Source organism: Paenibacillus alba (assembly GCF_013204855.1).
In the GTDB taxonomy this organism is placed as follows: Bacteria; Bacillota; Bacilli; order Paenibacillales; family NBRC-103111; genus Paenibacillus_E; species Paenibacillus_E alba.
On record NZ_JABMKZ010000072.1, the window covers coordinates 1 to 14,665 of the forward strand.

Annotated in this window: 4 protein-coding genes and 1 pseudogene; all 5 read right to left on the reverse strand. The window is 39.2% G+C overall.

Annotated features, from left to right (window positions below; translation table 11 throughout):
- Positions 1-324 precede the first annotated feature (324 nt).
- Positions 325-1,155 carry a hypothetical protein gene (locus HQN90_RS37530; protein WP_173227918.1) on the reverse strand — a complete coding sequence of 277 codons (831 nt, stop codon included), beginning with the start codon at positions 1,153-1,155 and terminating at the stop codon, positions 325-327.
- 17 nt (positions 1,156-1,172) lie between these two features.
- Positions 1,173-2,128, reverse strand: a pseudogene (locus HQN90_RS40115) (IS4 family transposase); the annotation flags it as partial.
- A gap of 471 nt (positions 2,129-2,599) precedes the next feature.
- Positions 2,600-4,534 carry an acyltransferase domain-containing protein gene (locus HQN90_RS37545; RefSeq protein WP_173227921.1) on the reverse strand — a complete coding sequence of 645 codons (1,935 nt, stop codon included), beginning with the start codon at positions 4,532-4,534 and terminating at the stop codon, positions 2,600-2,602.
- A 172-nt stretch (positions 4,535-4,706) separates the two neighbouring features.
- A complete protein-coding gene (locus HQN90_RS37550; protein ID WP_173227922.1) occupies positions 4,707-10,514 on the reverse strand; it encodes a beta-ketoacyl synthase N-terminal-like domain-containing protein in 5,808 nt (1,935 codons plus the stop codon).
- A 15-nt stretch (positions 10,515-10,529) separates the two neighbouring features.
- Positions 10,530-14,665 (reverse strand): type I polyketide synthase (locus tag HQN90_RS37555; protein WP_173227923.1); only part of this gene is annotated, 4,136 nt, incomplete at its 5' end.

Genomic DNA, 14,665 nt, shown 5'->3' on the forward strand with positions numbered 1-14,665 from the left:
TCATTTCTTCTCGATTTCATAATATGTTCTTGTTTAATATGTTCAACAAAAAAATCCCGATGTATCAAGGCTTTGAGCCACATCGGGACCGACTTAGCTATGACAAATCTACGTTACAAATCTTCTGTGAGTTGTATTTCACTTTGTCATTGAAACACCCCTTTTAGGGGTGTTTTGTAATGACTATTTGGCACTCATTGTAATGATAATTGTCATAAAGAGGAGTTCTCTGTAACGAGGTTTGTCATAATTCATTTTTACTCCTATTTAACTCGTTTGCCAATATAAGTGCCGCGATAACATTCACTTATACCTAATTATTAATTATCTCGAATTTATTGCAAACCTTTGCAGAATCTTTGCAGATGGATAACTAGGCATCGATGCAATACCATTAGCTAGTTCGATAGGAAATAATGCTCCCTCGTATTTATGGCTAATTAAACTGGGCAATGTAGCCAATATCCTTTCATAACCAATTAATTTAGTCTTACGTGGAAAATTAACATCGTCGTTGTAAGCACCAATAGGAATATTAAGAACCATGTAAGTGTTAGGATCGAATTTAACGTAGACCTTTTCGCCCCAATTTGTTCTTTTTCCATAAGGGTTACTCAAGTCTGGAGTTCTATATATTTCTCTTCTTACGTAATCGTGCGATAATACACCGAAGTGTAATTTTTCGCCACGTTCTTTTGGAGGTGCATACCTTGAAATCGTTGATAAGTGGTCATAAAATGCTCCACTCTTTTCTTGACCTATAATGTGGATTGGTCGCCCAGACTGTTTTGCGAATTCCAAGAGTGCTCTTATGGACGGTACAAGTTTAGAATACTGACTCCTGAGTGTAAGTGGGCCATGTTTAATAAATAGTGTATCAGTTAGTTGATACTTATCAGTGTGGTCCCAAAATAGTCTAATTACTGTAAAAAGTATAAGAATTTCAATTATAAGCATATACGCGGAGGAAACACTATCAGGGGCACAAGACTTCTTTTCCACATTCTGAACACATTCCTTCATTAGCATCAAAAGGAAGCCCTTCAACGTCCTCCCTGCAATGAGGACATCCAAAAGATGGAGAGGATGTAGGATTAGGACTCCATTTTTGATAAGCAATCCATTTAAGGGTATTGAAAAAAAGTCCATCTTCATCTATTTTAATTGAATCTTTCACCTGATTGTCGTCTTTCATATTCCATAACCAAGTAGCGGCTAAACACAATTGTCGTATGATTGATGAGCATGTCAAAAGAACGGCCTTGGAATTCAGTACCTAGTTTCAAATAGCTTTTAGTTAGTTTGTAGAAAGTCTCAATACTCAATCTCATCCCATAGATTTTTACAATCTCGCAAGGCTCAAAAGTTAGATCAGTACTGAGAATAGCCTGCCATTCACGACGCTTGTTACGGTTTTGAATAAGGATGAGTTTAACCTTCATGCCACATGAGGATACTACAATTGCAGAGCTCCAGATGGTCGATTTCTTGTTTTTAGGGAGGACCTTATAAAGCTCGCTCAGGGAGAGTAGCTTACTCTTGTAGATGTAACGTTGTTTCATTTCCTTGACCTTCCCAATTGTATCAAGACCTTTGGAGAAAAGCTGTCGAATGAGCGGCATTTGAATAAACCAACTATCCATCAAGACATAATCTGCACTAAAACCGGCACGCAGGGCGCGCCGAATTAAGCTGATAACCGCATCAGGTTTACGGGTAAGACACGTCGTTTGTACCCTTGACATCTCTTCGAGATGGCTGTCGTCATTTCGTTTAGACGGTTGGCGATGTTAGCGGAAGTGAGCATGAAAAAGTCAATTGGAGCAAAGCTAAAACCGTCCGACCACCCTAGAGTTAACATGGTGTACCCCTTGGCAAATCGGCCTGTTGAGTGGTCAAATACTTTGGCAAGTAGCTCTGCTTTTTTACTGCGATTCTGTTGAAGCGTGGAGTCATCGATGATAAAAACTTTCAACCGTTTGGTGGAAGTGAGCAATGTAAACTGCCTAACCACTGTTAGGCTGAGCGAATGAAGAAAAGCACGCCACGAATAACCCGGATGTTTCAAAAATCGACAGACGACATCTTTGCCTGGAAGTGAAGAACTGCGACTGCTTTCTAGCATGCGGGAACAAAGACTGTCAATACGACGAAAAAAATGGGTTTAAACTCATACAGCAACTGGGGTCTTGGCTATTTTGAGCATCGAAAGTTGAGTTAATATTTAGTATGGTCAGAAATCCTCCTTAGTTATCTGGCAATGTCCCATCTCCTACAATTGTAATTCTTTCACGCGATGGTTTTGCTCCATATTCTTTATCATCCGGAATTTCCAGTTCTGATCAAGGAATTCCTGATGATCATAACAAGGAATTTTTACTGAACGAAACCTCCATTTCTATTTGATCACAAACAGCTTATGTGAAATCGATCAGGGAAACGGGATAAATCAACGGATTCTATTATTTATATGCATGTAGATTTGATGATCCATACGAAACGCTTACAAAGGTTTTCCTCCTTGTGGCGCTCGAATCAGCATGTATGACTAACACGCCTCGGTAGAATCGCATATTCTACTTCTCAGAGAAATTCATAATCAACCATATATCTTCCCGCATTTTTTTATAATTGCCTCAATGGACCTCGTTTCGGATAACATCATCATATGATTTGACGCTTCCACATCAATCACTCGCAAGTTAGGAATGATATTTTCCCATTGATTCAAGGCATTCATTTGATCATCGTATGTATGAACTTGTTCTGCCATAAAATATGATTCCAATTCCCCCAGGAAGACATTATTTATATTATTAAAATAATAACATCTTGTCATATTTGTAAGCGGATGAACATGATATTCTTCTCTTCTGTATGTTGGCCGAAGCTTTATGTTGGATCGGATTAAAGCATTTACAAAATTGTCTGGTTTATTTAACCCCCGGAATTTAGCGAAGTGAATAACTTTTTCAATATATTCATCTTCTGTTAACTGTAAATCAATCTCGTTCCGATGTATGAGACTCTGGGATACGTTGAATTGATCCGGTTTTAAGCTTGCTAATATCGCAAGATTAATCGCTTGCAGAATATAGGTTTTGGGGTTAACCTGTTTTCTCTGCAGCCCATCACCTTGGTTGATGTACCCAAAAGGCGAATCCAACAAAACAATTGTATTAACTTCTTCCCCCAATTTTTGAAGTTGTCGTGCGACTTCATACGCTAAAACCCCGCCTAACGAGAATCCGCCAAGATCATACGGACCTTTAGGTTGTACTGCCTTAATAATCTGAACGTAGTAAGCCGACATGTTCTGAATCCCAATCAAAGGAGAATGGTTTATCATAAACCCGCGTGCCTGTATTCCAAAAAAAGGTCGTTTCATCTGCGCGGCGATCCCACTGTAAGCACCTACACCGCCAAGTCCTCCATGTATCCAAAAAATAGGACACCCCTCTTCAACCTCATTTAATTTTCTGATCTCCGGAAAAACCCTCTTCAATTCCAAGTACCGCATGTTTGTATATAAGTTCGTGTGTTCATGGATATGCTTGTGAATATGTATTTGGGTTCGTGGCTTCAGAAGGTTCTTAAGTTTTTCTACATTCTCCATATCCTTGTGAAATGGGCTCATGATAGTAAAAACTTGTTCAGCATAATCCCTTTCCATATTTCTCTTTGCAAAATTAGCCAGCGTTCCTGAGGGACTTAAATCAATGTACAAGAAATCCTTGGCATGGCCTATTGTTTTTAATGCTTCTCCAAAATTGATGGGTTTTCTAACAATATCCCAAAAATAAGTCTTGTTCATGGTTGTGATTGCCGCCCCAGTTAAACTTGATATCAATTTTATTGCCGGTTTTTTATAAATAATGTTATCCAATGAAATTATATAACTTTCTGAAGCTGAATCGATGAAAGAAGAATGAAATGCATACTTGACTGGTAATCTTACAAATGTTATGCCTCTCTTTTTTAAAAAAGCCTCAATTAGTTCCAAGTTATGAATTAAGCCTGAAACAACAAAGTTAGTTTGATAATTAATACATGCAATTTCCGAGTTTTCAAACAATATGGGTTCATTAAAAAACAAATTATAGTCATAAATGATTGATATCATTCCGCCCTCTTTGCAATATCTTTCCAAGACATTCGCCTGATTCATGATACAATGTAATGCCTCTTCGTAATTCATTACATTGGCGATAGCACAACTCACGAATTCTCCAAGACTGCTGCCGACAACGTATTCGGGATAGATTCCATTATTTATCAATAACTGTGCCAAAGAATATTCAACCATAAAAATAGCAGGATGGGTATATTTTATTGTATCAAAGTTGTTATTCTTTCGAATCTCTTTTCTATACAGAACTTCTATCATAGACTCTTTAGTAATATCAAAGAAGACTTTATCCAACTTTATCATGGTATCTTGGAATTCTGAACTTGATTTAAAAAGTTCTCTTCCCATTTCATAATATTGAGAACCTTGGCCTGCACACATAAAAACTATTTTTTGATTATTCATTGTCGCCCTCTCACTCTTAATGGTTTCTTGCTAATAGATCTAGTTAACACATCATGCATGTTCCAAATCATATCTCATCATCGGGCGAAAAATTAGGATATGAAAAAGTTCCACCCGATGATAGAGATACCTTGTCATTAACGATAAAAATCTGTTTAGAGATAGAAAAAGGCTATTCTATTGCAACAATGCTTTTGGGGTTTGCTCTCATCCTTAGCTCTGTAAATTGTTGCAAGTTAGTTAACTGAAAATATAGGTTATTTTTCATAAGAGAGTCGATACTCGCTCCTGGTTCTTTACCATATGAATGCCCTGGATATACTTTGACATGATGTGGAATGCACTTTTTTATTTTTTGAATGCTGTTATACATCTGTTCAGGAGATCCTCCCTTTAAATGACAAACCCCACATCCCTCAACAAATATTGTATCTCCAGTAAGAATGCTATCTTGTAAAAGAAAACACATCCCTCCAGCTGTATGACCAGGGGTCAGTAAGCAAGTAATTCTTGTATCGCCAAAAATGATTTCATCCATGTCATTTAATGTGGAAAGATTATTACATTCAAAGTTATAATATTCAACTTCCAGTCGGGACATATACACATTGAGATTGTAATACTTCATCAATTCTTCTGTTAGGTTTACGTGGTCATTATGTGAATGGGTTAGTAGAATGGCTACTAGTTTTGAATTAAGTGCATTAACCTTATTTATTATTTTTTCAATCTCCCAGGCAGGATCTACTACTATCGATAATTTAGTTCTTTTATCTAATATAATATAACAGTTATTCTTGAGCTGCTCGCCATTACTAAGTTTATCACCTGTTGTTTTAATAGGATAAACCTCACATCCCTCTCCCATGTCCTCTTTCCCCTCTGCCATTAGTTGATTGGGCCATCCAAATGAAGTGACTCCTTCATCAAATCGTACTACTTTAAGAAATTCTGAATTTGATTTCTTAAGTGTATTCAAGTGTGTGTCCGGCCTGTCTTGAGACTCGAAAATATCTGCTTGTTGTAGGCCTACCTGTCCTGGCTTATTCAATTCTTGTTCCAAATACTCCGCAAACTTACGAATCGTTGGATACTCGTAAATTTTGGCCGCCGCTATGGATGTCCTATACATGGCGTTTAATGTACGCATCCACTCGACACCAACGATTGAATCAAGCCCCAGATCTATGAAAGTTGCATCAATATCTATATCTTCAACATCCATATACAAGGCTTCCGCCAAGCTTGTCGCCAATCCTTCGATCAACTGCTCCAACTTGTGTTCGCGCTGCACCGGTTTAATCGGAATAGCTTCCTTTATAGGCTCCTGCTTTGCAACCCCTTTATTTCCTTCTTGCGATATTCCTTCTCGGGCTTGCTCCGAATCCCCTTGTTCTTCCGGAACAAGGAACCATGGATCTTTTATCGATTCTTCCGTTTCTCCCTCAACACTCATATTCAATTCTTGTTCCAAATACTCCGCAAACTTACGAATCGTTGGATACTCGTAAATTTTGGCCGCCGCTATGGATGTCCTATACATGGCGTTTAATGTACGCATCCACTCGACACCAACGATTGAATCAAGCCCCAGATCTATGAAGGTTGCATCGATATCTATATCCTCAACATCCATATACAAGGCTTCCGCCAAGCTTGTCGTCAATCCTTCGATCAATTGTTCCAACTTGTATGCGTGCTGCACCGGTTTAATCGGAATAGCTTCCTTTGTAGGCTCCTGCTCTGCAACCCCTTTATTTCCTTCTTGCGATATTCCTTCTCGGGCTTGCTCCGAATCCCCTTGTTCTTCTGAAAAAAGGAACCATGGATCTTTTACCGATTCTTCCGTTTCTCCTTCAACACCCATATTCAATTCTTGTTCCAAATACTCCGCAAACTTACGAATCGTTGGATACTCGTAAATTTTGGCCGCCGCTATGGATGTCCTATACATGGCGTTTAATGTACGCATCCACTCGACACCAACGATTGAATCAAGCCCCAGATCTATGAAAGTTGCATCAATATCTATATCTTCAACATCCATATACAAGGCTTCCGCCAAGCTTGTCGCCAATCCTTCGATCAACTGCTCCAACTTGTATGCGTGCTGCACCGGTTTAATCGGAATAGCTTCCTTTATAGGCTCCTGCTTTGCAACCCCTTTATTTCCTTCTTGCGATATTCCTTCTCGGGCTTGCTCCGAATCCCCTTGTTCTTCCGGAACAAGGAACCATGGATCTTTTATCGATTCTTCCGTTTCTCCCTCAACACTCATATTCAATTCTTGTTCCAAATACTCCGCAAACTTACGAATCGTTGGATACTCGTAAATTTTGGCCGCCGCTATGGATGTCCTATACATGGCGTTTAATGTACGCATCCACTCGACACCAACGATTGAATCAAGCCCCAGATCTATGAAGGTTGCATCGATATCTATATCCTCAACATCCATATACAAGGCTTCCGCCAAGCTTGTCGTCAATCCTTCGATCAATTGTTCCAACTTGTATGCGCGCTGCACGGGTTTATTTAATATAGTTTCTTTCGTAGGCTCCTGCTCTGCTTGTTTCAAAGAGCATTTCTCTTCGAAATCCTTTTGGGACATCGTATTGTTTAGAGGCAGTGTTATTTTAGATGTACCTAGAGGCAAAGATTTATTTAGCACAGATTGATTGGTTAATGCTTGCAAATGTATTTTCCCAAATTTTATACCTTCATTACCTAACTCTAGTTTATCAAGTCCATTCTTTGGTGTATCTGTATCTATGGAATTATAGGAATCGACATTTGCATTTGCATTTGCATTTGCATTTGAATAATGATTGATTACCTTTCCATAAATGGAGTAACTATCCTTTTTAAATGGGTATGTTGGTAGGCTCAGCCGCTTTGGTGTTTTTCCATGATAAATTAGTTTCCAGTCTATTTCTGCACCTTTCGTCCACAGTTCGGCCATTTTATGGTAATCGCCGTTTTCAATACTTCTACTAATTAAGCGAGAGTCGAAATTTGAAGCATTACTTTTCTGATTTTGTTTTTTTACATTTCCGCGATAATGAGAATTCACTTCCAGATCATTGACTACCAATTTCTGCAATTCATCTATTAATTCTGACATCTCATTTACTACTAATGCAATACGTTCTTCCATTGCTTCTCTGCCAACTTGCATGGTATAAGCAAGGCTATACAAGATATCAGTATGCTTTGGATATTGTAAGCGGCCGTTCAACCAATTCGTACAATGATTGAGTATTTTCGAACAATACTCCTTTAATTCTTTATTGTTTCTGGCAGAAATCGGAACGATCACATACTTACCCTCTGGGCGATGAGCAATAGCAGATTCCTTGGCGCTATATTCTTCTAGAATGATATGAGCATTAGAACCTGAGGCCGCGAATGCACTAACTCCAGCTCTGCGAGGATAATAAATCGTCCGGGAACCATCTTGAACTAAAGGTTGCTTCCATTCCTCCGCCATTTTCTGCAAATAAAACGGGGTTTTCTCGAAATCAATATAGGGGTTTATTTGATCTGAATGCAGGGATGGGACTAGCTTTTTGTAATATAATTGTAAAATTACTTTACTCAGACCACATATCCCCCCTGCACCTTCTGTGTGACCAACATTACTTTTGACGGACCCTATCGAGCAAAATTGTTTGTCGTCTGTATAGAAGCCAAATGCTTTCATTAAACCTTCTATCTCTACTGGATCTCCTAGCGAAGTACCTGTGCCATGGGCCTCAATATAGCTAACGGTACGTGGATGAACACCAGCTTTATCCAAACACATCATAATGACATCAGATTGTCCTACTGGGCTTGGAACAGTCATACCATTTGTCGTTCCACCATGGTTAATAGCACTCCCTTTAATAGTAGCATAGATGTTGTCCCCATCTTTAATTGCCTTATTAAGGGGCTTTAAAACAATAGCACCCACTCCTTCCGAAGACACATATCCGTCTCCGCCCTCTCCAAAGGAACGACAATACCCATCGCTAGAATGCATCCCTATCAATCCGTATGATATGTATTTGTCAGGATGTAAGGATACATTCACTCCGCCAGCAAGGGCAACTTCACATTCCCCATTTTTCAAACTCTCCACAGCTAAATGAACGGAAGTGAGGGAAGATGAACACACGGTATCTATAGCCATGCTCGGACCATGGAAATTACAAAAATAAGAAACACGATTGGGAATCGAAGCATTGTTTAGAGAAAATGGAAACGCCTTTCCTTTAGCAATTTCGTCAGCACACAAGAGGGTATAATCTTTATGCATAACTCCTGCAAATACCCCGACCCTTCTTAGATTATTGGGCCCTTGTGGGTTTACTAAATTTTTCGGTGTATAACCCGCGTCCTCAATTGCTTCCCAACAAGTCTGAAGAAATAATCTCTCCTGGGGATCCATAATTTGTGCTTCTCTAGGTGAGATTTTAAAAAACTGGGGATCAAAATAATTGGGATCTTCTAGAAAGCCTCCCCACTTCGAGATCGTTTTCCCGTAGGCTGATTTTATATTGTCGTATTTCTTCCAATCCCATCTACTTACTGGAATCTCACTAATACAATCCTTTCCAGCCAATAGATTTCCCCAAAATTCATACATATTGGATGCATTAGGATATTGTCCAGCTAATCCAATAATCGCTATATCCTTAAGGTTATCTTCCACCTTTTCTGAAGGTACAGATTGGATGCACTTTTCTCTCATCTCATCGGACTGATCATTTTTTATACTATCAACCTGGTATCCGTATGAGGTATTGGTACCAAAGTCCTCTACTTCTTGATGAATGAGCACACGTGCTTTTTCAAATGCTTCTCTATGCTTCTCCACCAGAAAGTTTGTCAATTCTCTCGGTGTAGTATATTCAAATAATAAGGTGGGTGACAAAGAAGTCTTTATAACGTTATCAATATCTTTTACGATGGATAATAATCCTGCAGAATCCAAACCTAATTCAAAATATCCCGAATCGCTGCTAATTTCATGCATGGCTAGATCAAGTTTTTGGGCAATCATTCTGCGCAAGAAATTTTCCACAATATCGCTTAAATCATCGTCTTGACAGATATGTAGACTACTATCATCATTTTGAATTGCTTTGGAACTCTCAATATTCATGGTAGACGATTCTTGAAAAATAGAGAAATTTGCTTGGGCATCTCTTACAACTTTGCAGGATAACCCACTTAATTCGCCAATTTTTTCACCTGTCATGCCAAAAAACTCTAATGTTGCTGTGCTAAGTTCGTTTCTAAATTTTAGCAACTCTTTCTTAATTCTAACTATACACTTATCTTTAATTAAATCCGTAGCACGAAATGATTCATAGCAAATTGGTAAAAATAATTGATCTTCCCGAGGCATATCATGATGTGAAAAAGCAATGACTCCTAAACCACTTGCATCGATTAAAGCAGGATGAAACATGAAGCCTTCTATCTTTTCACTATCCCCTACAGAAAGTTTAAGAAGCAATTTATTATCCTCTACTAAAATCTTTCCTGTTGCTTGCATGATACCGGTATGCACAAGCCCTTTACTACTACAATGCTTATATAAATCATAAATATCGATTATATTGTTGGCAGCATCTTGGATGAAATGAAGATCAAGACGCTCGGTAAATTCGTGAATTGGTACTCGATGCATTTTCGCGGTGGCATAAAGCACCTTCTCCAAGGAAGTCGATCTCTCCACCGTTACTTGCCAAACATCATTACCGATAACATGACAATGGAGTAAGATTGTTTCTTGATTATCGTTTCCAATGAGCAAGGGCTTATAAATCGTGAGATTACGAAGTTCCAACTCTCTATAAATGTAGCCGTTAGCCCTAAACATTTGATAGATCATGTCTATATAAGATAAGCCGGGAAGCACTTCGACATTAAAAACTTTATGATTCTTCATAAGCGGGTGATTTCTTGTCAGCCTGATTTTTGTATTCATTTGGTTTCCTCCATTTTAAAACATATCCCATATATTTGTGTTTTTAAGCTTGGTATCATTCATTCCAGAATTAATAGTACTAGCTTCTGTTGTCCTACTATAATCCTTCTCATCTAACACCGGTGGATTTATTGAGCTTCTAACCATTCTTTCCGAATCTAAGGCATCATCCCAGTTTTCCATGATGACATGAACATTCGTGCCTCCGTCAGCAAAACAATTTATAGCAGCAATTTTGTGGTGGTTTTCCCAATCCATTAATTTCCTATTAAAAAATAATGGCGAATTGTTCATATCAAAATAATCCATCTGCTCATAGCCCGACATAAATGGAACCAATTGTTTGTGGTGAATCATCATTGCGACTTTTATAAAGCTTGCGATTCCTTCTGCACATAAGGGATGTCCTATATTAGGTTTGATCGACCCTATAAATAGAGGGCCTTTCTTGGATTCGCGGTATACGGATTGAATGGCTTTAAGCTCCAACAAATCTGTGAGCTGTGTTCCTGATCCATTTGTCTCTAAATAACTTATTTCCGCCACCTCTCTTCCGCTTTTATCTATTCCCGCAACCATGACTTCTTTATGGGCTTGAAAATTCGGAGCTGTCGAGGTTACGGTTCGACCATCATTGTTTACAGCTATTGACTTGATGACCGCAAAGATTTTATCTCCATCCTTTAGGGCTTGTTCCACAGTCTTTAATAATACCAATCCAATTCCTTCACCTAGAACTACACCCTGAGCCCGTTTATCAAAGACATGATATTCAGGATTTTCACTTAATATTTTTCTACTTTCGAAAATTTTATGAGGGGCGTCTGTTGTTAGTAGACTCACTCCCCCAACAATTGCAGAGGATATCTCTTTATGAACTAGAGCCTGTGACGCAATTTGCATGGCAACCAATGAGGAGGAACAAGCTGTGTCTACAACAAGACTAGGTCCTTTCAAGTCGAAATATTTAGAGATATTGGTTGCCAAAAAATTTTGGGCCACTGCTAAAATTGGATTTTGAGCATGCATTAAATGATGTTCATCGATTTGATGAGCACTTCTCCCACCGATATAAACTCCTGTATTCGTGCCTCCAAATTCTTTTTCCGTGTATCCGGCATGATAAATCAGCTTAAGACACTCTTTCAACAACAATAATGCTTGTGGATCCATCAGCCTTACATCTTCTTCAGACATTTTAAAGAACTGAGGATCAAATTTAGATATATTGTCTAGCAAACCGGCGTAAAAATTACTCTCATATCCCCAGCGTTGAAAAGGAACCTTACCCAGTGCAGATTTCCCCGATTTCAGAAGTCCCCAATATTCCTCCAGCGTATTGGCTCCAGGAAACTGACACGAAATACCAATGACCGCTATATTCTGAAGAATTGAACCTTTTGGGGAGTCGCTTAAGGAACCGCTAGAAGTAGCTCTTTCTTCAATATGATTTATGGAGATAGGGCTTTTCTGATTTGTTAAAGAATGGGTTGAATCGATAGAATTATTCACGGTAAAATTAAAACGTTTAGCCAAAGTGTTGTTATATTTTTGGTAAAGATATTTTGCAAGTGAATCGATAGTTTGGTATTCGAATAATAATGACGGGTCTACATTTTCATCCAAGATATTATTAATCTGTTGGAGGATTTGAGCCATTAACACGGAATCCACACCGTATTCCTCAAACGAAATTTGGGATTGGATTTTATACTCCTCGATTTTTAATTCATTTGAAAATAATCCTAATAACCAATTTTTCGTTTGTGTTAATAATTCATTACTTTCTTCAAACAGACTTATTGCTGCCTTTTTTGTTGCTTTATTATCTGTTAATGATTTTTTCATTACCATCTGCGGGTCCCATAGATCAGTGTTAACAACTGTTGGTAAAATTACCGGGCCATAATGACCAACAAGTATTTGATCTAACAGTGATAAGCCCTCATTATTCGTCAAACTTAGTATTCCTGTGTTTCGGTATGCTGTTCCTTTAATTTCACCCATGCCAGATTCCTTCCAGTTCGGCCATTGGATACTTACAATATGGTTCTCTGAATGATGAAGATGGGCAAAATAGTCCATGAAAGCGTTTGCCATTGCATAATCACTTTGTCCGCTTCCGAGTGACGGAATTGCTGCAGCAACTGACGATAATAATACAAAAAATTTCAAAGGCTCATCCGACAAGCAGCTATAAAGTATTTCAAGTCCTTTTACCTTCGGTTCCAGGACTTGGTTTATGCTTTCGAGCGATTTTCGAATAAATGCAGGATTTTGCATGTTAACCATACCTGCACTATGTATCACCCCTCCGATGGGCCCCATTTCCGTTTTAACTTGTTCAATCGCACCTTTAAGCGCTTGTTCATCTAACAAAGGGACCGTGAGAACCTTAACTGTCGCCCCCATATTTTCCAGATTACGAATATTTTTTATTTTATGTGCAAGAGTTGAATCTTCTTCTTCATAGCTTCTCCACTCTTCTTTTGGAGGCAATTCTTCCCTTCCCATAAGAACAAGATGTTTTACACCATATTTAGCCACAAAGTGTTGGGCTAACAACATCCCGATCCCTTTTGTTCCACCCGTGACCCACAACACGTGCTCTTTCGGGAATTGAAATGTTTGTTTAATGGGCTTGTTTTCTTTCACCTCTTTCATAATAGCGGTATAGCGCATATTGTCGCGATAACAAATCTCGGCCTCTTTCGACTCTGACAAAAACTCATTTTTAATGAATACAGCCAGTTGTTTGTCACTCGTCGTGCTATCTAAATCTACATGGCGTGAAGTGACATGCGAATATTCACTTTGTAACATACGATATAATGCAACTCTTGATGCACCAGACAGATTTATCGAGTTATTGTCTCCAAACGGCTCTAATCCTTTTGTAACTCCAAGTAAAATTAACCCATTCCGTTTTCCATTTTCAATCATCTTTTGCAGGAAGGTTATATCCTGATCAAGGGCTATCCGTTCGGATCCGCAACCTAATAAATCAATGTAACCACCATAGCTATTAAAATCCGCTTCAATGGCAGGAAAATTGTTTATTACTTCCTCTAAAGTTACAATCATCGTGGATTGTAATTGTTTTGAAACCTCTTCGGCAAGCTTCATGGTCTCTTGATTAGCTAATATAATAATTTTCCCATTAATATTTGCTTTAACTTTAGTTATATTTGACTTTTCCCAGCCTTTCTCAACAAAGCACGTTTTCTTGTTTATTTGTTTTCGTTCAACTTCATCTGGCTTTTTGTCGAAGGGAATAGTTCCCCCCCCTACAATATTTGTTATCCAATAACGTTCTCTTGCAAAGGGGTATGTGGGAAGACTGATCCGTCTCGCTTTTTGGACCCCGTAGAGTTTGCTCCACTCTACCTGTCCCCCCTTTACCCATAACCCCAAAATCCGGCTATATTTTTTCTGGAGCAACCATTTGTCCATTACTTCCTGCAGCTCTTCATCTGAAAATAGATCCGTTATGGTTTCTTTATTCCGTTTCTGTTGCCCCCGGTACACTCCCTCCGCTTCATCGTGTCCCTCTATGAGCTTGCTTAGCTTCTCCTTGACTTCCTCCAGGCTCTCTGCAATAAAACCCGCCCGTTCCTCCATCGCCTCGCGTCCTACCTGAAGCGTATAGGCCAGATTGAACACATCCGTTTCCCGGAAGCCCCGTCCTTCTATGGCATCCAGCAGCTGCTTCGCCTTTTCATTAAGCTGCTCTTCATTTTTGGCGGAGATTACGATGACCGCTGGACTGCTGTCACTTACCGGTTCCTGTTGGATTTCCGCTTTCTCTGGTATATATTCCGCTACTAGGATATGGGCGTTTGAACCTCCGGCCCCGAAGGAGGAGATTCCCGCAACTCTTGGATACTCCTTACTCCGCCCGTCGATTTCTACAATCGGCCTTTCCCATCCCTTGAGTTCCTGTTGGACTACAAATGGACTATTCTCGAAATCGATATTTGGATTCAACGCTTTGGAATGCAGTGATGGCACTAGCTGCCGGTATTTGAGCTGCAGCAGCACCTTTGTCAGTCCTGCAATGCCCGCTGCACTTTCGCAATGACCGATATTCGACTTGACGGAACCGATTACGCAAAACTGGTTGCCCTTCGTATACTCCCGGAAGCTTTTGT

Bases quoted from the DNA above. Each gene is read 5' to 3' on its own strand.
- HQN90_RS37550 (WP_173227922.1), bottom strand. From the start codon at position 10,514: ATGAATACAAAAATCAGGCTGACAAGAAATCACCCGCTTATGAAGAAT.
- HQN90_RS37545 (WP_173227921.1), bottom strand. From the start codon at position 4,534: ATGAATAATCAAAAAATAGTTTTTATGTGTGCAGGCCAAGGTTCTCAA.
- HQN90_RS37530 (WP_173227918.1), bottom strand. From the start codon at position 1,155: ATGAAGATGGACTTTTTTTCAATACCCTTAAATGGATTGCTTATCAAA.